This window comes from Pseudomonas sp. ADAK21 (assembly GCF_012935735.1).
In the GTDB taxonomy this organism is placed as follows: Bacteria; Pseudomonadota; Gammaproteobacteria; order Pseudomonadales; family Pseudomonadaceae; genus Aquipseudomonas; species Aquipseudomonas proteolytica.
Window position 1 is genome coordinate 4,655,048 of sequence record NZ_CP052857.1, and the last position, 19,642, is coordinate 4,674,689.

A 19,642-nucleotide genomic window follows, 5' to 3' on the forward strand; every position below is an offset into this window, starting at 1 on the left:
GTCTGCCCTGTTGATGTAGTTTTTAGGAGTACTCTTATTTCCATTTTTTCATCGGTGACTTAAATTCCCCCTCGTCGAATTTTTTAAATTATCTGCCGCTGGAGTTAATCAATCTGACTATTCAATAATTATTGTTGAAGGTCATTGATTTCAAAAAAACGACTGTTCGCCTGGCAACTTCAAATTTGCCAGTGCGTAGTGTATTGCGTGATCAAAAGTTCGCCTGCTGCTTTTTAATGTGCGCTTGCTCAGTTGCACGGATGGAATTGACGTTGTAAGCCCGTCTGCAATGACGGCAACTTACCAATGATGAGGCGGAGTTGTTTTTCATCTTTTTGCTCGTTATATAGAGTGTCCTGTGATCTATGAAACGCTTACAAATTGCTTTGCTGGATGATCATGCAATCGTGCGACATGGCCTGGTCAATCGTTTAGTGCAGGAACCTGATTTTGAAGTGGTCGGTGTCTACGCCCGCACGCGTGAACTGTTGGCAGGGCTGGCCAAGGCTCCGGCGCAGGTGCTGTTGCTGGACTATGTCCTGGGGCCCAGCGAGTTGGACGGTGTTTTACTGATTCGAGCGTTGCGGGTGAAGTTTCCACAATGCCGCATCCTGGTATTTTCCACCCACCATGATGCCGCCACCGTGATCCTGGCCTTGCGCGTAGGTGCTCGGGGATTTCTCGGCAAGAGTGAAGACATGGGCCAGTTGATCGATGCCGTCCGGCTGGTGGCATCGGGCGTGGTCTACCTGAGCCCGGACATGGCCTACCGGGTTGCCGAGGCCACTGCGGTCAACTATGACGGTGAAGTCCGCAACCGTGAGGATGCCCTGCGCTTTGTCAGCCTGTCCGCTCGCGAGCAGGAGGTGATCCGCTGTTATCTGACCGGCATGACCATCACCGAGATTGCTGAGAAGTTCAATCGCAGCATCAAGACCATCAGTTCCCAAAAGGCCTCGGCTTTTCGCAAGTTGGGCGTGATATCCAACAACGAGTTATTCAAGATCAAGCACCTCATTGAAGGCGTCTGAACCCGCCACCCACGCGCCGTGCGATTTGCTGGTTGTTGCATATACTTACGAGCGTGCCAGACGTTGTAGCGGTGGGTTACCCCTGTTTTTCGGCAGCGCGGTGTGCGCTGGGCTGAGTGGGCTCGATCACGATGAAACCTATACGTATTGCTTTGTTGGATGATCACGCGGTTGTTCGACATGGTCTGGCCAATACCCTGGCGGCCGAGGCGAACTTTGAAGTAGTGGGCATTTATGAGCGCAGCCGGGACCTGATCGCCGGCCTCGCCACGGCGCCTGCAGACTTGCTGCTACTGGACTTTTCGCTGAGTCCTGAAGAGTTGGACGGCGTGTCATTGATCCGCGCCTTGCGGGTCAAGTTTCCCGATAGTCACATCCTTGTATTGTCCACCCACCATGACCCGGCGACCGTGGGCTTGGCCATGCGTGTCGGGGCGCGCGGGTTTGTCGGCAAGGGCGAGGACATGGGCCAGTTGGTCAAGGCCATCCGTAAAGTCGCGGCGGGGGCGGTGTACCTGAGTCCCGACATGACCTATCGCCTTGCCGAAACCGTCACCAGCGATACCCGCAAGGGCCCTGGCGAGGTGCCGGACGCGCTGATCCTGGCGGAGCTGACCAGTCGCGAGCAGGAGGTGATTCGGTGTTACCTGGCGGGCATGACCATTACCGAAATCGCCGAGAAATTCAACCGCAGCATCAAGACCATCAGCACCCAGAAAACCTCGGCGTTTCGCAAGCTGGGAGTCACTTCGAACAACGAACTGTTCAAGCTCAACAAGATCATTGGTTCGCCATGAGGCAGTGGTTATGGGGGGGCGTGCTGCTGTGGTTGATAGGAGGAGCGCCTGCTCTCGGCGCGGATGGGGTTCAACTGAGTGAACAGCAACAGCAGTGGATTCAACAACACCCGGTGCTACGGGTGGGGGTGGCGGAGGGGCTGATTCCATTCGAGTACCTGAGTGACGGGCGACTGCAAGGGCGTTCGGCGCAGTACCTGCAATTTGTGACCGATGCCACGGGCCTTGAATTCACCTACGTGCCAGGAAAGACCACGCAGATACGCGAGCAGATGCTCCTCGATGGCCAGGTCGATCTGTTGTCCTCTTACCTGCGCTTCAGGTCTGAGCGGGCGACCAAGGGCCTTACCGCGCTGACCTACCACACCACTTCGCCGATCATCGTGACCCGTGTCGACGGCCTCGATATCTTTGACATCGACCAACTGCAAGGCAAAACCGTGATGGTCCCCGACGTGGATCATTACGATGAGATAGTCAGTGAAACAGGGGCCAAGGTCACGCTGATCAAAAGCCAATCGGCCCTGGAAATGCTGACCCGTGTCGAGGACGGCAGTGCCGACGCGGCCATCGCCTCGGAAACCTTCCTGATGCCCTATCTGTACCGCCAGTTCCAGGGCATCCTCGAAGTTTCAGGCGTGGTCGGCAGCCAGGCGCTGGATGTCAGCATGGCGGTTCGCTCGGACCAGGCCATGCTGATCTCGATCCTCGACAAAGTCCTGGGGTCAATCACCGCCGAGCAACGCCGAGTGATCTATAGCCACTGGTATCACGACCTCGACCTGAATGTCCCAACCTTGCTTACCCTGTACAAGCACTTCTTGCATGTCCTGGTCATGGGCGCGTTGGTGCTCGCCAGTTTGTGTGTGCTGGTCTATCGCGGCCATCGCCGGCGGCGTCAGGCCGTACGCAACGAGCAGGAAAAAACCATGTTCCTGGCCGTCATGGGCCATGAAATACGTTCGCCTATGAATGCCGTGCTGGCGGCCATGGAATTATTGGGGCACACCCGGCTCAATGAGCAGCAGCGCCACTTTGTGCACCTTGCCAATGGCGGCGCCAACGCATTGGTGCGGTTGCTGGATACCGTGCTGGACACCCCAGGCTCGGGTGCGCGGGCGTTGCGCCTGAGCATTGAACCGACCGATGTGACCGCGCTGGTGCAAGGCGTAGTTGGCTTGCACCGCCTGCGCGCCCGGGAAAAGCACCTGAGCCTGAACGTGAGCATCCACACTACGCTGCCCATGCTGTTACTCGACAGCTCCCGCCTGACGCAGATCTTTCATAACTTGCTATCCAATGCCATCAAGTTCACCGATGCCGGTGGAGTCGACATCAAGCTGTGCCTGGTGGGCTCGCAGGCCGACGGCCAGCAATTACAAGTCAAGGTGCGCGATACCGGGATCGGTATGAGCGACGCGGTGCAGGCATCGTTGTTCCGGCCGTATGCCCAGGCCACTCACTCTTACAAGCGCTCCGGTGGTACCGGGCTGGGTCTGGTGATCTGCCAGCAGTTGGCCAACTTGATGCAGGGTTCGTTGACGCTCAACAGTGAACCGGGGGTTGGTACCACCATCATCCTCTGCGTGCCGGTGGCGGTTGCACCGCAGATTACTGAACAGCCGCAGATTCAGCCGTCCGCGCCTCAGGCCGTGACGGGCGGCCTGCAGATCCTGGTAGTGGAAGACACCCTGGCCAACCAGGAAGTGCTACGGGCGCAGATCGGTGGCTTTGGCTGCGCGGCCGTGATCGCCGCCGATGCCGCCCAGGCCCGCAGCTTGTTTGGGGAGCGAGCTTACCAATTGATCCTGATGGACTGCGACCTGCCGGACCAGGACGGTTACAGCCTGGTGCGCGAACTGCGTGAGTTCGAGCGCGATTTGGGGCGTCCACGCTGCCCGATCATCGCTATTTCTGCCTTGACCGGTGAACCGCATCTGAAACGCTGCTTGGAGGCGGGTATGGACGCAGCCTTGAGCAAGCCGATACGCCTGGGGCAACTGCGCGAGGTGATTGAGCGTTGGTGCGACGTCAAACTGGCGGCACCCCGTGCGAGCCTGATGGCTCCACAGCTGGATCAGGCGGCGATCAATCGGGAAATGGCCAGTGACATCGGCAGCCTGATCAAGGCCATCGCGCTATGTGACCGGCCCAGTGCAGTCCACGTTGCCCATCGTCTGCACGGGGCCGCACTGATCATGGAGTGGTTGGCCCTGGGGCAGAGTGCCGAGCATCTGGAGCGCCTGTTGCGTGGGCCGCAGGGTTGGGATAACCCGGCCTATGCCCAGGCCCTGCGGGCGTTGGTTGAGCATTGGCAGGCCTTGGGCGGGAATGCGACCCTCGACGTGCTGCCGCCCAATCGGCCCGCGCGAGTGACGCAGCGATGAGCGCCTTCCTGCAACGCCTGCTGTTGCTGGCAATCCTGTTGTGCAACCTGAGTGGGGCGTCACACGCCAGCCCGACGCCGATGGAGTTGACCCAGCAGGAGCGTGATTGGATTGCCGCCCACCCGGTGCTGCGTGTTGGCGTATTCGATAACTTGCTGCCTTTTGAATACATCAGCAACGGCCAGCTCAGAGGCTTGTCAGCCAAATACCTGAGGGTTATTGCAGCGCGTACGGGCTTGCATTTCGAACCTGTCACCACCACTACGCGCAGCGCCCGCAAAGACATGTTGATCAGCGGCGAAGTCGATATATTGCCCACCCGGCGCCGCGACGATGACCCGGCAAAGGATATCGGGATGCTTTACACCACGCCCTACAACACCAGTTCGACGATTATCGTCAGTCGGTTTGGCGACCAACCTTTTGCCGACCTGGAGCTACTCGCCGGCAAGCGGGTGGTGATGCTGGGCCGTGAGGAGGACTATGTCGCGTTCTTGAGGCATAAGGCCCCGGGGATAACCGTTGTCTCTGCGCTGAATGCGGTGGACATGATGGCGATGGTCAAGGATGGTCGCACGGATGCGGCGATTGCTTCGGAATGGCTGCTGATTCCCTACCTGTCTCGCCAATATCATGGGGTGCTGCAGATTTCAGGTGTGCTTCCAATGCTGCATACCGGTGTGAGCATGGCGATACGTGACAGCGATGTGCTTCTGCTGTCCATCCTGGACAAGGCGCTGGCGTCCATCAGCGGCGATGAGCGCAAGGCGATCTATGATGCCTGGTTTGTGGAGATGGACCTGGACATACCCACGGTCAAGGCTATTGCCGAGCATTACCAGGGCGAATTGTGGCTGTTACTGATGGTGGTGATAGTGCTGCTTGCATTGGTCTTGCAAAGTCGTCTGCAGCGTCGCCACGCCATGAACAGCGAGCGGGAGAAGGCGATGTTTCTGGCAGTCATCAGCCATGAGGTGCGTTCGCCGATGAACGCCGTGCTGGCTGCCGTCGAGCTGCTTGAGCACACCCCACTCGACGAGCGGCAACGACACTTCACCGCGTTGGCCAATAGCGGCGCCAATACCTTGCTGCGGTTGGTGGATGATGTGTTGGACATCTCCAAGATGGAAGCCGGGCAACTGGCCCTCAATCTTGAACCGGTGGACCTCTGGGCGCTGGTCTTGCGGATAGTGGGCGAGCATCGAGCCCAAGCGCAGGAAAAGGGCCTCGAGCTGCTCGTCACCGGCGAGCGTCCCGGTGATCCTCTGTTGCTGGACGAGCTGCGCCTGGCGCAGGTGCTGCGCAACCTGATCGGTAACGCCGTCAAGTTCACCGAGATCGGCCGGGTAGAGGTGCAGTTGCAACTTTTGGCAGCGCCTGCGGTGGAGGTGCGGCACCTGGTGATTCGAGTCATCGACACGGGCATAGGCTTGTCCGAACAGGCGCAATCCTCGCTGTTCCGGCCTTACGCCCGGGCCAAACAATCCTATCGGCGCACTGGCGGTACCGGCCTGGGCCTGGTGATCTGCCGGCGCCTGGTGAGGCTGATGCGCGGCGAGTTGGTGCTCAGCAGCCTGCTGGGCGTCGGGACCCAGGTCGAAGTGAGAGTGCCCGTTGAACTGGCAGCATCTCACCACTTGCCGGCGAACGAGCCTGCCATACCTGAGGCCGGTAACGGTTTGCAGGTGCTGGTGGTGGATGACTCGTTGCCCAGTCGGCAAATATTGCAGGCACAGCTCGCAAGCCTTGGCTGCGGCGCGCTGCTGGCGGCGGATGCAGCCCAGGGGCTGGCATTGTTCAGCGCCCATCGGGTCGATATGGTGTTGATAGCGTGTGATTCGCCAGAGAGTGATGAGCGTATGGCTGGCGCGTTTCGTCAGCTGGAGCGCGAACACGAACGCTCATACTGCCCGATCATCGCCGTCTCGACAGTTGCCGGGAATGAATACCTTCAGCGTTGTTTTGATGCCGGTTTAGATGGCGTAATGACTAAACCCATCCAACTGGCCAAGTTGCAGCAGATGATTGAGCTCTGGTGCGAACTCCCCCAGGCCCCGCCAGTTGAAAGGAGTCTGGAGCCGGCGGCGACACCGGAGGCGCTGCGCAAGGAACTCAACAGCCTGATAGAGCGGCTCGCCTTGCGCGATCGCAGCTTGGCGTTGGACGCAGCGCAGAGACTGCACTCTGCCGCGTTGGAAGTGGGTTGGGCAGACTTTGCAGCGATGGCGCAGCGTATCGAAGTGCTGTTGCAAGATGAACTGAGCTGGCCTGCAGAGGCTATCGCGGGCCATGCCCGCAGCCTGCTTGAGCACAGGGGTGGGCTTATTGGCGGGGCCTAGGCTGGGTGCGGACCTCAGGGCTACATAGCGGCTGCTTTTTATTTCGTGTGTTTAACCATTGATAAGTATTGGCAGGGCTGCTTTTTAGGAGTGCTCCTATTGACGGAGTGTGGCTGTTATTTCAATAAAGACTAGCGCGCAACAGTAAGTTTCAGTGGCGTTGAAAGTTTAAGAAAGGTGAGGCGTTCAAGGGTTTTTCAGAGCACTCCTATATGGAGTTTGATGCGCCGTCCCTAAACTTAATCCTGCAACAACACAGAAGCTCTCCGATAAACGGAAGCTTTACAACTTACTGTAGAACATCGCTCTCTCGGAGTTACTCATGAATTACAAAGCCCGCGCCCTCGCTGTACTGGTCGCTGCCACAGTCTCTTGCGCTGCTCTGGCTTCGGACGGAAAAATCGATTTCAACGGCGAACTCAAAGCCGAAACCTGTCAGGTAGCAGTGAACGGTGCGAGCGGTGCGAGCGGCACGACCGTCACGCTGCCAACCATCTCCACTGCTTCCCTGGCTGCCGCAGGTCAAGTGGCCGGCCAGACAGGTTTCAACATCGAGTTGAGCAAGTGCTCGGCCGCGATCAAGACCGCTGCTGCATTCTTTGAAGCGGGCGGCAGTGTTGATCCGGTCAGCGGCAACCTGAAGAACGTGAGCGGTTCCGCCACCAAGGTTCAACTGCAACTGGTTGACGCCACCAATGGCGCAAAAATCCAGGCCGGCAACACCGCGCAGGTCACGTCCACCAGCCGTATCGATGTCGACGCTACCACCACCTCTGCCACCCTGCCGTACGCTGTCCAGTACTTCGCCCAGGCGGCTACTACTCCGGGCACCGTTGTCAGCTCCGTGACTTACTCCATCAACTATCAGTAAGTCGCAGGCCATGGACACACGCCCTGTTGATGTTTCGAGGGGCGTGCTTCCATGCGGCAACGGGATTGCTTTATGTCTTGCTCACTTGCATTCAAGCAACTGCTCCTGGCAGGGATGGCGACACTGATGTGTTCCCAGGCCTTGGCTGGGGTAGTGATTACCGGAACCCGTCTGATCTACCCGGCGGACCAGAAAGAAATCACCGTAAAACTCAATAACAACGGCACGCAGCCGGCGTTGACCCAATCGTGGATCGACACCGGCGACGTCAAATCGACCCCGACCAGCTCCCAGGCGCCGTTCCTGCTTTCGCCACCGGTGGCGCGCATTGATCCGACCAAGGGCCAAAGCCTGCGGCTGATGTTCACAGGGGCTCCCTTGGCCCAGGACAAAGAGTCGGTGTTCTGGCTTAACGTGCTGGAAATTCCGCCCAAGCCTGAGGCCGGTACGGACCTCAATACCCTGCAAATGGCGTTTCGCTCACGGATCAAATTGTTCTACCGCCCGAGCGATTTGCCGGGCACTGCCAGTGAGGCGATTGAGCAGGTGCAGTGGCAACTGGTGCCGGCGCGTGACGGGCAAGCCCTGGCGTTGCAGGCGTTCAACCCGACGGCGTTCTATGTCTCGCTGGTTGAACTGGAACTGGTGGCTGGCGCCCAGCGTGAGCGCAGTGAAGACGGCATGATCGCTCCGGGTGAAACCCGGCAGTTCGTACTGCCCGCGCTCAAGGCACGACCAGCCGGCGATGCCCAGGTGGAGTTCAACGCCATCAATGATTACGGCGCACTGGTCCCGACTCGGAAACCACTCCAGCGCTGATCAATCCCTGACGTTTTTACTCGCGAGTCACTTATGTCGACCTCTTTCAGCTGCAGGTTTTTTCTGCGGGCGCGGCCTCGCTTCGCCTTGAATCCGCTCACGGCCTTGATCCTCAAGGTGCTGGCCGTTGCTCCAGGCGTAATGGCCGTGCAGGACGCACTGGCGCAAGAGGTGCAATTCAATGACGCGTTTCTGCCTGAGGACTCGCGCAATCTCGACCTTGATGCCTATCAGGCTGGCAACCCGGTGATGCCGGGGCAATACCGTGCAGACGTGATTCTTAACGGGCAGTTGAACAGCCGCCAGGATATCCGTATCGAGGCCCAGGCCGACGGCAGCAAGCCAGTGGTGTGCATGACCCGTGGCTTGCTTGAGCGCCAGGGCGTGGAGATGTCCAGCCTGTCACCCGATGCCAGCCTGGCCCTGGACAGCCACGGCTGCGCAGCGCTGGGTACGCTGATCCCGAGCGCCACCGCGACCTTCTCGCCAGACAACCAGGCCCTCGACCTGAGCATCCCGCAAATGGTGCTCAAGCGGAATGCGCGCGGTTATGTCAGCCCCGAGTTGTGGGACCGTGGCGTCACCGCCGGTATGCTCAGCTACAACTTCAGCGGCAACCGTAACCACACCCGCAGCGGCAATTCCGACTCGGCGTTCCTGGGGCTGCAGGCCGGTCTCAACCTGGGCGACTGGCGCTTGCGCCACAATGCCTCGATGAATTGGCAGTCGCGCCTGGGTACCAATTACCAGGCCCTGGACACTTACGTGCAACGCGATATCACTGCGCTGAAAAGCCAGTTGACGGTGGGCGAGTCCAACACCACCGGTGAGATCTTCGACACCTTGTCGTACCGTGGCGTGCAACTGGCCAGTGACGACCGCATGTTGCCCGAATCCATGCGCGGCTATGCCCCGGTGATCCGTGGCATTGCCCGCACCAACGCACGGGTGACCATTCGCCAGGCCGGCAACATCCTGCTGGAAACCACCGTGGCCCCCGGCGCATTCGTGATCGATGACCTGTACTCCACCGGCTACGGCGGCGACCTCAACGTGAGCGTGGCCGAGGCCGACGGCACCGAACAGAACTTCATCGTGCCGTATGCCTCGGTCAGCCAATTATTGCGCCCTGGCACCTCGCGTTTCAGCCTGACTGCAGGTGAAACCCGCAACAACTACGTCGACCAGCAGTCGCGTCTGTTGCAAGGTACTGTGCAATATGGCCTGAACAATACCTTCACAGGCTTTGCCGGCATGCAGTCAAGTGATGACTACACCGCGGTGCTTACCGGCCTGGCATTTGGTACGCCCATCGGGGCCATGGCCGTCGACTTGACCCACGCTCAGACTGACCTAGCCACCGGTGCCGCCAAAGGGCAGAGCATGCGCGTGTCCTACAGCAAGAATGTGCTGAGTACGGGTAGTAACTTCTCCGTTGCGGCCTATCGGTTTTCCACCAGCGAATACCTGGATTTCAGCAACGCCATACAGCTGCTTGATGCCGAGAAAAGTGGCTGGGACACCAGCATGTTCGGGCGCCCACGCAGCCGCTTCTCAGTCACTGCCGATCAGAGCCTGGGCGACTGGGGCCAAGTGGCAATCAGTGGTTTTGCGCAGAACTATTGGAACCTGCCGGGCAGTGACTTGCAGTACCAGTTCAGCTACAGCAAGCAGTTCAATCGCATCAGCTTCAGCGTGAACGCCAACCGCAGCCGCATGGGCCTGGGCGATATGCAAAACAGCTTCTTGCTGACCATGAGTATGCCGCTGGAATTTGGTGCGTCTGGCCACAGCCCGCAAATAACTGCGCAGGTGGGGCGTGATAGCGAAGGCAACTACAGCGAACAGGCCGGCATCAGCGGCACCGCTGGCGATGACCGCCAGTACGGCTACGGCGCAACCTTCGGCCATGATGGCGCCAGCAACAGCAAGAGCGCAGCCCTCAATGGCCAGTACACCGGCGCAAGGGCCATGCTCAGTGCTGCCCTGGGCCGCGGCGATGGCTATACCAGCGCCTCGGTGGGCGCCAGCGGCACGGTGGTGGCCCATGCCGCCGGCGTAACCATGACGCCGTATCGTGGTGAAACCATGGCGGTAGTCAGTGCGCCGGGTGCCGAAGGCGCCAAGGTCTCGGGGTATCCAGGGCTCAAGCTCGACAGCCGCGGTAATGCCGTGGTGCCGTACCTGCGTCCTTATGAATTGAATGAAGTGGCGATCGACCCGATTGGCAGTTCGCTGGATGTCGAACTCAACGAAACCAGCCAGCAAGTGGCTCCGCGTGCTGGCGCCGTGGTGCACCTCAAATACACCACCAACCAGGGCCGCGCGGTGTTGCTCAACGTGCGCCTCGACGATGGCAGCAGCCTGCCCTTTGGTGCGGGCGTGACCGATGCCGAAGGCACGTCGGTGGGCATGGTCGGGCAGGGCGGTCAGTTGTACGCCCGGATCAAGCCTGAAACCCGCCAGTTGCTGATCAACTGGGGCAGCAAGACCCATCAGCAGTGCGCGCTGGTGATCCCGGCCGGCCCCGGTCAGGGGCAGCAGTTGCAGCAGTTGGACGCCGTATGTGCGGCCGGTAAACAGGTGGCTGGCAGCGTACAGCCCAACACTCTTCAAAAGGTACAGTTATGAACATCGGCGCTTTGATCAAGGCGGGCCTGGCCGTCGGCGCATTGTGGGCGGTGGCCGGGACGGCCATGGCGGTCACGTGCACCTACATGGACGGTATTCGCCCGGCCGTGGGCTCCATGCCATTGCAGGTTTCGGCGATCACTGTCGGGCGCGATGTGCCAGTGGGTACTGAAGTGTATCGCCAGAAATTCAGTATGGCGGCAGGCCAGGCGCCCAAGCTTGAGTGCCTCTACGCCCCGTATCAGCAGTGGACCGAGCTGACTGTCGAATCCAGCTATGCTCTGGCCAGTGTGTCCAGCGGGACGTATGCCAACAAAGTCTACAGAACCAGCATTCCGGGGCTGGGGGTCGCCTTCAATAGCTTGGGTGGCCCGTTGCCAAGGCAATCTGGTAGAGCCTGGACCACCTGTACGAGTGGCTGGAGGTGCCTGGTCCCATTTGACGGGCCGTCGAACTTTGAGCTGATCCTGATCAAGCTGGGCGATGTGACGCCGGGTGTACTGATGGGCAGTACGTTACCGATCGTGAGCCTATTCGGTAACTTCGGCGACGCCAGGATGCAGGGTTTCAGGATGGGCATCTCCGGCAGCATCCAGATTGTCTCGCGCACTTGCAGTACGCCGGATGTGTCGGTGCCCATGGGCTCGCACCTGACTGCCAAATTCACCGGGATCAACAGCACCACGGGTTGGACAGACTTTGCCATTGCCCTGAACAACTGCCCGGCGTTCAGCGGGATCTATACGACTAGCGGGCCGAACTGGGTTTCGCAAAGTGGCACCTCACCGTCTGGCACCACTACCAGTAGCGGCACCCGGGTCAACAACTCCTTGCAGTACCGCATCGACCCGGCGCGTGTGGCGATCAACGCAACCAACGGCGTGCTTGCCCTTGACCCTAGCGGGACGGGCAAGGCACCTGCCGCAACCGGTGTCGGCGTGCAGGTGGCGACCAGCAACGGTACGCCTGTGCCGTTGGCAACCAACCGTGCCAGTGGCCTTACCTTGCGCACCACCGAGGGCAGCTATTCGATCCCCCTGCGTGCGCGTTACCTGCAAACGGCCAACACGGTCACGCCGGGGCCGGCCAATGCCTCGGCGACGTTCACGATTATTTATCAGTGAGGGCCAGCAACCGCGCAATCTCCAGTCGCAATGCGCCGTGGACGTCTTCGGCGTACGGCGTGGCGGTTTTCCAGTCATAGAACCAGACCGGCATCTTGCGGTAGTGCTCCGCTTCCGAGGCGTAGCGGGGGAAGATGTGGCAGTGCAGCTCCGGCTCGGAGTTGCCGAGGATTTCGTAGTTCATGCGCAGCGCATCGGTTGCCTGTAGCACGGCATCGCCAAGGCGGGCCATGTCCAGCAGGTAGGTGGTCCTGGCCTGGGTGTCCAGATCGTTGAGGCTCGACACCACGGGATCGGGCAGCAGCAGGCAGTAACCCGGCAGAAACTGCACATCGCCCATCACGGCCCAACCGGAGGCCATTTTGCAAATCACCTTGTCATTGGCGCCGCTGCGCGCCAGTGCTACACGTTGCGAGATCAGAGACATCCGTAGTCCTTAAAGGGGCTGGCGAAATGCCGCATTGAAACACGGATCAGAGGGCGCGCGGTTGACTCCTGTAGTAGCCGGCAAGCCAGCTCCCACATGAGATCCCTGTCGCAACCAAAATCCCGGACCTATCACCACCCCCCTGTGGGAGATTCTATGTTGCAGGTAAACCCTGCAACCTTAAGTTCGGTTGGTATTCGCTCTGGTTTTTCATCAGCGCGAATGCCACCCGGCAGAGCTTGCGGGCGAGGATTACCAGGGCTTGGGTCTTTGCCAGTCCTCGGGCCAGGTAGGACTCGTAGTACGGTTTCCAGGTCGCAGATCGGCTAGCGGCCATCGCTGCGTTGTGAGCAAGGCGCCGCAACTCTGAATCGCCCTTTTACTCAAGTGCCGAGGGCCGGCCTTTTTTCCGGAGTCTTTTGGTCTCAGATCCATCCCCAAGAAAGCGATGAATGCATCGCCATTGGCGAACTGACCGCGCATGAAGGCTGTCGCTAGACCAGTAGCCGTAAGATCACCCACTCCCTCAATGGCTTTGCAGCGCTTGATATTTTCGGTGATGCCCGCCTCTTTGCTGACCTTGTGCAGCAACTTCTGAATGACCTGCTCAGCTTGTTTGAAGGACTTTAACTGCTGGGCCAACTCGTCTTTCAAAAGCGGTTCGCCTGACCAGCTCAGTGTGAGGCTTACACGCAAGTTGATAAGTTCTGCACGTCGGTGTAGCAAGCTTTTCAATAACTTGTAAGCCTGCGGAGGTGGACTCCAGAGCCGTAGCCGTTTCTGCTCGCTGCTCAGGTAGCGCGCTAATAAACGTGCATCACAAGGGTCGGTTTTCGCCCGCTGGCCAATGCTTTCGCGGTAATGGCTCAACCGATAAGCGTCTACAACGTAAACCCGATGTCCTATTTCATGGGCGAGTTCAGCTGTGTCCAAGTGGTAAGTGCTGGTGGCTTCCAGGGCAATTGAGCTGTTGGCAGGTAATGTGTTGAGCCAGCGGCCAAGAGCATCGCGGTCGTTGGCAATGGCTTGAGTGGCGTTGAGGTCTTCGCGGTAGGCAACGATTTCGGCCTTGGCCACATCGATACCCACAACCGTTGGTGAAGTAAGGATTGTCATAACTAATCCTCGGAGCTAGGGTTTAAGGGCTTGTCGGGGTCTATCCCAGCGCTGGCTTGCCTCTATTGTCGGTTTTCCCGATGAATTCCTTATCGGCGCTTAGGGTAGAAAGGGCGGGACGAGAAGTCTCCCACGGTCCGTACTGGCTAGAGTCGGAATCGGGCTTTTAGTCGCCGCCCACCCCTTCAAGTCTAAACATACAAGCGGGCTTGCTCGCGAAAGCGGTGTTTCAGTCGCAACTTCTGGTGGCAGGTACACCGCCATCGCAGGCAAGCCAGCTCCCACATGAGATCCCTGTCGCAACCAAAATCCCGGACCTGCCACCGACCCCCTGTGGGAGCGGGCTTGCCCGCGAAAGCGGTGGTTCAGTCACATTTTTTGGTGGCAGGTACACCGCCATCGCAGGCAAGCCAGCTCCCACATGAGATCCCTGTCGCAACCAAAATCCCGGTCCTGCCACCAACCCCCCTGTGGGAGCGGCGGTGCGACGATTCGACTTGCCCGCGAAAGCGGTGTTTCAGTCACAATTTTTGGTGGCAGGTACACCGCCATCGCAGGCAAGCCAGCTCCCACATGAGATCCCTGTCGCAACCAAAATCCCGCACCTGCCACCAACCCCCTGTGGGAGCGGCGGTGCGACGATTCGACTTGCTCGCGAAAGCGGTGTTTCAGTCGCAATCTTTGGTGGCAGGTACACCGCTTTCGCAGGCAAGCCAGCTCCCACATGAGATCTATGTCGCAACCAAAATCCCGGACCTGCCACCAACCCCCTGTGGGAGCGGCGGTGCGACGATTCGACTTGCCCGCGAAAGCGGTGGTTCAGTCACAATTTTTGGTGGCAGGTGCACCGCCATCGCAGGCAAGCCAGCTCCCACATGAGGTCCATGTCGCGACCAAAATCCCGGACCTATCAGCAACCCCCTGTGTGCGGGCTTGCCCGCGAAAGCGGTGGTTCAGTCGCAATTTTTGGTGGCAGGTACACCGCCATCGCAGGCAAACCAGGCTCCTACAGACAGCAGGTTATTGCTGTAATTGAAGGGCCTCACGCTTGAAGAATCGCTTTTGCTCAAATGGAATATCTTCGCGGTCGCCATAGGGGGCGCTGTACCAGTTGCCATAGGTCGGATTCGGTAGCAGGAACCAGCGCTGGCCGAACCAAGCCGCGTAGGGTTCGACCGCCCGGCGTTGGGCGGCCAGGGTGTTGTGTTCGGCCTGGACGAAATCCCCCAGGGAATCACCAGCCATCAACAGCACCCGCGCCTGGCTGGCGACCCATTGGCGTCGGCAGTTCTTACCGTAGCCCGCCTGTTCACAGTGGCCGGTCGGGGTAGCGGCTGCCAGCACCTGCTCATTGCTTTCTACCGGGAAACCGCGCAAACGCAGGTTGTCGACGGTGGCCTGAACCTGGCTATGCTCACGGTTGGTCAGGTAATACACCTTGATCCCGCGTTGCTTGGCCGCCTGCAAAAACGCCACGGCGCCGGGCAGGGCCTGGGCCTTGGCTTGGTCGACCCAGGTGTTCCAGCGGTCATAGGAGTAGACCTGGTTGTTGACGATGTCCCGGGCATTGAGTGGCACGTTGTCCAGGAGGGTTTCATCGATATCGACGATCACCGCCGGCGGCAGGCCGGCCAGGTTGCGCGGGGCAAAGGGCAGGGCGTCCCAGTCCTTGGTGGCCAGGGCCACGTCGAGCTGGCGGGTGGCGTCGGCGAACACCTGGCGATAGATCAGCTCATGCTCGATGGACGTCTGGGTCCACAACACTGCATCCAGTTGGTCGTTGGCGGGTGGGCGCTGTTGGCAGCCCATCAGTACCGAAGAAAGCAGGCATACGCCGGCAACATTCATCAGACGCATAAAAATAGTCGGCCTCGAAAAATGGCGATAGGGGAGCGACGATCGGGCCCCGCACAGTACCGCAATATTGCGCGCCAGCCTGCATCGGGCATCTATTTTCACAAGGGTTAGATCGTTTATTTCCTTATCGAAGGTACATAGCTGTTTAGTGAATATCCATTGCGTCCATTTCCAGGCTGCTGCGTAGGCTGCGGATGCAATAACAAGTATCTGTCTGCTACCGCGTCTATGAAGTCTGCCGCAAGTGACGAGTAGACGGTCTGGCAGCCATTTACGCTGCTCGGCTGGCGTCTTGCAGCGTGATGCGTCATCTCTAGAATCGGCCCCAGAATTTAGTCCTTTCCTGTCGATTACGGAGTTTCGAACATGATGAACGCCATGCAGATGCCAATGAACAACGCGATGCCGATGATGCCGATGATGGGCATGCCGATGATGATGGCCACCATGCAGTGCGAAATGACCGGTGATGCCATGATGTGCACGATGAAACCGGCAGCCGGCATGGACATGGCGATGTTCAAGAACAACGCCGAAATGATGGCGATGATGATGAACTGCGGCATGCCGATGATGATGCAGTGTGCCAATCTGTCGATGATGTGCATGTCGCAAGACACCATGGCCATGATGAACAACATGCCGGCGATGAACATGCCCATGGGTATGTCGATGCCGATGATGAAGTGCGTCATGGAATGCACCCTGCAAGCCGATGGCATGACCTGCAAGATGATGCCGATGCCCGGCATGAGCATGGCGATGATGGACAACTGCTGCATGCTGATGAAGAAAATGATGAATGACTGCGCTATGCCGATGATGATGAGCTGCAACGGCATGCCGATGATGTGCTGCACCTGCTGACAGGCTGTTCGCGGGCATGAAAAAGCCCCGCCTGATTGCTCAGGCGGGGCTTTTTGCGTTCAGTCCAGGCGTTCGGGGTGGATGATGACCAGGAACGCCAGCGCATCGCTGTCTGCCGGGTTGCGGTAGCGGTGGGGCTGGTCGGCATAGAACAGAATCGAGTCGCCGGTGGACAGCAAATATCGCTCCTCGTTGACGCTGACTTCCAGCACGCCCTGAGCGACCACCAGGTTTGCCTGGATTCCTGGCCTGCGGCCTTCGCACACCTCTTCACCGCGCGCGCTCAGGCGTATCTCATAGAATTCCGACTGGCGTGACATGTCGTCGGGAAACAATGCACGGCTGACGAACGTACCATCGGCACTCACCAGGCGCTTGCTCTGGTGGGCGGGCAGTAGTTCAACCCCTTCGAACGAGCGGTTTTCCAGGAACGCCGCCACCGACACTTTCAGGCCCTTGGCGATTTTGCACAGCACCTTGATCGACGGCACACTGCGCCCGGACTCGATTTGCGCGAGCATCGCCCGGCTTACTCCACAGGCGCGGGCCAGCGCATCCAGGGATAAGTAGCGTTTGCTGCGCAGACGCTGCAGGTTATGCGCGACGCACTGGCCGATGGCATCGTCGTCGCGGGTGGCGCAATCCTTGGGTTGAACGGTGGGAGGCAGCCGTTCGGGAATGGCCTGGAGAAAACTCATCGGCCTTATGCCCGGCGTGTATCGGTGGATGTGTTGCTGGTCTGCAAGGTGAACCCCGACAGCCCGGCACGCGCCGCGTACATTGCCCACATCAGCTCGGCCGCTGCACGTGCCTGGCGGCGCTTGCGGTGGAGGGTGAAATCAATGACGTTGGCGGATATCGACATGGGCAGTCTCGGCTGACGGTGGTGACTCGGTTGCTCCACATTACTGCGTGCGGCTTATTTCCTTAAATACTGAGTTTGCATTTATTAATTCTATTTTGGACTTAAAAACAGACGTGACCTGCCGTATCCCATGTTCTTCCAACGCTTGAACTTTTCCAGGATTCGGCCCCATGCGCCTGCCTCAACCTTTGCTGTTTCTCCCTCCTCGTTGGCTCGGTTTCGGCGTCGCCCTGACATTCAGTCACCTGGCCCAAGCCCAGGAGGCGCTGCAACTGGCGCCGCTGCAAGTCACCAGCACTGAGCTGAGCGAAGGCGAGGCGGCCCAGGCGCAACTCAAGCAGGTGCCCGGCGGGACCAACTACGTTGACATGGCCAGCGTCGAGCAGGGCCGGGTCAGCAGCAACGAAGATGTGCTCAAGTACCAGGCCGGCATCTACGCCAAGGCTGCGAACAACGAAGGGACGAAAATCTCCATTCGCGGGTCGGGCATCAACCGTGGTCCTGGCAGTCATGCGTCCGGCCTGTATGAAACCATCGACGGCCTGCCACTCACCGGCCCCGGCGGCACGCCTTACGAACTCAAGGATCCGTTATGGCTAAGCCGCGTCGAAGTACTGCGCGGCGCCAACGGGTTTGACCGGGGCGCATTGGCCCTGGGCGGGGCGGTCAACTATGTGACCCGCACAGGCTACGATGCCCCCAAGTTGCGCGTGCGCTATGAGGCCGGCAGCCATGGTTATGCCCAGCGGGAAATCAGCTCCGGGCAAGTGCTGGGCGATGCCGACTATTACATCAGCCTGACCGATGCCGAGTACGACGGCTTCCAGCAACAGAGCGCCGGCAGTGGCAAGGGTGTGGCGGCCAACTTCGGCTATCGGTTCAACCCGGACCTGGAAACGCGCTTCTACTTGCGCTACCGCGAAACCGCCAACGACAGCCCCGGCAAACTCACGCGCCAGCAGATCGAACACAGCCCGCGCGCGGCCAACGCGGTCAACCTGGCGCGCGACTCCAAGCGCTTGCAACCGGGCTCTACGTGGATCGCCAACAAGACCACCCTGCAACTGGACGATAACGCGCGTATCGAGGCGGGCCTGGTGTACCACGATTACCCGATGGACCTGCGCGAGGGCACCAACCGGTTGAAGGTGGCGTACACAGATATCAGCGGTACCTTGAACTACATCCGCCAGGACACTTTGCTGGGGCGTGACAGCAAGACCACGGTCGGCCTGCGCACTACCCAGGGGATGCCCAATAACGGCGTGTCGGAATACGTGCGCGTGCCCGCCGGCGCCACGGCCACATTCGCTCCGGGTACCAAGACCCGTGACTACAGCTACCTGGGGTCGGACACGGTGTTGCACGTGAGCAACGACCTGGAACTGCTGCCCGACCTGTGGCTGACCACCGGGCTGGCGGCGATCTACACCCGCCGCGAAACCGAAGTCACTTATCCCGAGACCCATGCCCCCTTGAGCACCCACGACTGGGACTATGCGCCGCGCGTGGGCCTGCGCTATGACTTCAATCCACAGTTGCAGGTGTATGGCAACCTGAGCCGGTCGGTGGAGCCGCCACATGCCTGGTCGATGATCTGGGGGGCCAATAAGTTCTTCCCTGAAGATACTAATAATCCGGCATCAGGTTTGACCCGCGAAGGCGTGGAGCTGCAAAACCAGACCGCCACCACCCTGGAAGTGGGCGGGCGCGGCGAAGCCTGGTTTGGCCAATGGGACCTGGCGTTGTACCACTCGCTGGTGCGCCACGAACTGCTCAGTGTCGAGACCCAGGCGGCTACGCCTGACACGTCGCAGGTGGTCGCCGAATCCAACGCCAGCCCGACCATCCACCAAGGCGTGGAACTGAGCCTCACCAGCCCGCTGTGGGACGGTGGCAATGCTGGCCGCCTGGCCCTGCGCCAAGCCTACACCTACAGCAACTTCCACTACCGTGACGACCCACGGTTTGGCGACAACACGCTGCCCGGCATCCCCAAGCACTACTACCAGACGCAGTTGCGCTACAGCCATCCCAGCGGCTTTTTCAGCAGCCTCAATGGCGAGTACTCCTCGCGGGTGGCGGTGGACTACGCCAACTCCTACTACGCGAAAGCCTATGGTTTATTGGGCGCCACCATCGGCTATGACGCGCCCAAACAGGACTGGCAAGCCTGGATCGACCTGCGCAACCTGACCAACCAGCGCTACGCCAATACCGTGACCCCGGGGTACGACGACCACGGCAACGACATGGCGCGCTCGACGCCGGGCGACGGCATGGGCGTATATGCCGGGGTTTCCTGGAGCTTGCGTTAACCTGCCTCCCCATGAAGGGGGGCTGTCATGCCAGAGAGCTTGTCGTGGCGAGGGTGCTTGTCCCGATGGGCTGCGTAGCAGCCCCAATAAGGCACATCCCATTTTCCTGACACACCGATGAGGCAGGTTTGGGGCCGCTGCGCAGCCCATCGGGACAAGCCCCCAAGCCACAAAGGCCCCCTTGCCCTGCCAT

General features: G+C 59.7%; 14 protein-coding genes and 1 pseudogene. 9 read left to right on the top strand and 6 right to left on the bottom strand.

The window, feature by feature from the left end:
• Positions 1–365 precede the first annotated feature (365 nt).
• The 8 genes from HKK57_RS21150 to HKK57_RS21185 all read left to right on the top strand — a co-directional run bounded on the left by HKK57_RS21150 (position 366) and on the right by HKK57_RS21185 (position 11,999).
• Positions 366–1,031 (top strand): response regulator transcription factor, encoded by a 666-nt coding sequence (locus HKK57_RS21150; protein ID WP_029293653.1) that lies wholly within the window; start codon positions 366–368, stop codon positions 1,029–1,031.
• A gap of 131 nt (positions 1,032–1,162) precedes the next feature.
• A complete protein-coding gene (locus tag HKK57_RS21155; protein WP_029293655.1) occupies positions 1,163–1,828 on the top strand; it encodes a response regulator transcription factor in 666 nt (221 codons plus the stop codon).
• Positions 1,825–4,215, top strand: a complete 2,391-nt coding sequence (locus tag HKK57_RS21160; protein WP_169390697.1) for an ATP-binding protein — start codon at positions 1,825–1,827, stop codon at positions 4,213–4,215. The genes HKK57_RS21155 and HKK57_RS21160 overlap by 4 nt, the downstream gene beginning before the upstream one ends.
• A complete protein-coding gene (locus tag HKK57_RS21165) occupies positions 4,212–6,554 on the top strand; it encodes an ATP-binding protein (RefSeq protein WP_169390698.1) in 2,343 nt (780 codons plus the stop codon). Before HKK57_RS21160 ends, HKK57_RS21165 begins: the two co-directional genes overlap by 4 nt.
• Positions 6,555–6,876: 322 nt before the next feature.
• A complete protein-coding gene (locus HKK57_RS21170; RefSeq protein ID WP_029293661.1) occupies positions 6,877–7,425 on the top strand; it encodes a fimbrial protein in 549 nt (182 codons plus the stop codon).
• Positions 7,426–7,497: 72 nt separating this feature from the next.
• The gene (locus HKK57_RS21175; RefSeq protein WP_169390699.1) at positions 7,498–8,244 is read left to right on the top strand and encodes a fimbrial biogenesis chaperone; all 747 of its coding nucleotides are present in this window, start codon (positions 7,498–7,500) and stop codon (positions 8,242–8,244) included.
• 87 nt (positions 8,245–8,331) lie between these two features.
• The gene (locus HKK57_RS21180; RefSeq protein WP_336604592.1) at positions 8,332–10,875 is read left to right on the top strand and encodes a fimbria/pilus outer membrane usher protein; all 2,544 of its coding nucleotides are present in this window, start codon (positions 8,332–8,334) and stop codon (positions 10,873–10,875) included.
• Complete coding sequence (locus tag HKK57_RS21185; RefSeq protein ID WP_029293664.1) at positions 10,872–11,999, top strand: fimbrial protein; 1,128 nt, start codon at positions 10,872–10,874, stop codon at positions 11,997–11,999. Before HKK57_RS21180 ends, HKK57_RS21185 begins: the two co-directional genes overlap by 4 nt.
• On the opposite strand, the gene HKK57_RS21190 is transcribed toward HKK57_RS21185, so the two are convergent.
• From HKK57_RS21190 to HKK57_RS21215, 6 genes and pseudogenes are all read right to left on the bottom strand, one after another.
• On the bottom strand, positions 11,986–12,426 hold the full coding sequence (locus HKK57_RS21190; RefSeq protein ID WP_104910366.1) for an HIT family protein: 441 nt from the start codon (positions 12,424–12,426) through the stop codon (positions 11,986–11,988). The two genes, HKK57_RS21185 and HKK57_RS21190, sit on opposite strands and share 14 nt — an antisense overlap.
• 154 nt (positions 12,427–12,580) lie before the next feature.
• Positions 12,581–13,542 (bottom strand): annotated as a pseudogene (locus HKK57_RS21195) (IS110 family transposase).
• 1,020 nt (positions 13,543–14,562) lie between these two features.
• The gene (locus HKK57_RS21200) at positions 14,563–15,399 is read right to left on the bottom strand and encodes a 5'-nucleotidase, lipoprotein e(P4) family (RefSeq protein ID WP_029293666.1); all 837 of its coding nucleotides are present in this window, start codon (positions 15,397–15,399) and stop codon (positions 14,563–14,565) included.
• A gap of 350 nt (positions 15,400–15,749) precedes the next feature.
• Entirely contained in the window at positions 15,750–16,259 is a 510-nt protein-coding gene (locus HKK57_RS27225) for a hypothetical protein (RefSeq protein ID WP_029293667.1), read from the bottom strand.
• 66 nt (positions 16,260–16,325) lie between these two features.
• Positions 16,326–16,964 carry a helix-turn-helix domain-containing protein gene (locus HKK57_RS21210; RefSeq protein ID WP_029293668.1) on the bottom strand — a complete coding sequence of 213 codons (639 nt, stop codon included), beginning with the start codon at positions 16,962–16,964 and terminating at the stop codon, positions 16,326–16,328.
• 5 nt (positions 16,965–16,969) lie between these two features.
• Entirely contained in the window at positions 16,970–17,131 is a 162-nt protein-coding gene (locus HKK57_RS21215; protein WP_166647865.1) for a hypothetical protein, read from the bottom strand.
• A gap of 170 nt (positions 17,132–17,301) precedes the next feature.
• On the opposite strand from HKK57_RS21215, the gene HKK57_RS21220 reads away from it, so the two are divergent.
• Entirely contained in the window at positions 17,302–19,449 is a 2,148-nt protein-coding gene (locus HKK57_RS21220) for a TonB-dependent receptor family protein (RefSeq protein ID WP_029293669.1), read from the top strand.
• Positions 19,450–19,642: the final 193 nt, after the last annotated feature.

What these genes read in the sequence shown, in the direction of transcription:
- HKK57_RS21215 (WP_166647865.1), bottom strand. Translation starts at nt 17,131, where the DNA reads ATGTCGATATCCGCCAACGTCATTGATTTCACCCTCCACCGCAAGCGC.
- HKK57_RS21165 (WP_169390698.1), top strand. Translation starts at nt 4,212, where the DNA reads ATGAGCGCCTTCCTGCAACGCCTGCTGTTGCTGGCAATCCTGTTGTGC.
- HKK57_RS21160 (WP_169390697.1), top strand. Translation starts at nt 1,825, where the DNA reads ATGAGGCAGTGGTTATGGGGGGGCGTGCTGCTGTGGTTGATAGGAGGA.
- HKK57_RS21210 (WP_029293668.1), bottom strand. Translation starts at nt 16,964, where the DNA reads ATGAGTTTTCTCCAGGCCATTCCCGAACGGCTGCCTCCCACCGTTCAA.
- HKK57_RS21150 (WP_029293653.1), top strand. Translation starts at nt 366, where the DNA reads ATGAAACGCTTACAAATTGCTTTGCTGGATGATCATGCAATCGTGCGA.
- HKK57_RS21155 (WP_029293655.1), top strand. Translation starts at nt 1,163, where the DNA reads ATGAAACCTATACGTATTGCTTTGTTGGATGATCACGCGGTTGTTCGA.
- HKK57_RS21220 (WP_029293669.1), top strand. Translation starts at nt 17,302, where the DNA reads ATGCGCCTGCCTCAACCTTTGCTGTTTCTCCCTCCTCGTTGGCTCGGT.
- HKK57_RS21190 (WP_104910366.1), bottom strand. Translation starts at nt 12,426, where the DNA reads ATGTCTCTGATCTCGCAACGTGTAGCACTGGCGCGCAGCGGCGCCAAT.
- HKK57_RS21200 (WP_029293666.1), bottom strand. Translation starts at nt 15,399, where the DNA reads ATGCGTCTGATGAATGTTGCCGGCGTATGCCTGCTTTCTTCGGTACTG.
- HKK57_RS21170 (WP_029293661.1), top strand. Translation starts at nt 6,877, where the DNA reads ATGAATTACAAAGCCCGCGCCCTCGCTGTACTGGTCGCTGCCACAGTC.
- HKK57_RS21175 (WP_169390699.1), top strand. Translation starts at nt 7,498, where the DNA reads ATGTCTTGCTCACTTGCATTCAAGCAACTGCTCCTGGCAGGGATGGCG.
- HKK57_RS21185 (WP_029293664.1), top strand. Translation starts at nt 10,872, where the DNA reads ATGAACATCGGCGCTTTGATCAAGGCGGGCCTGGCCGTCGGCGCATTG.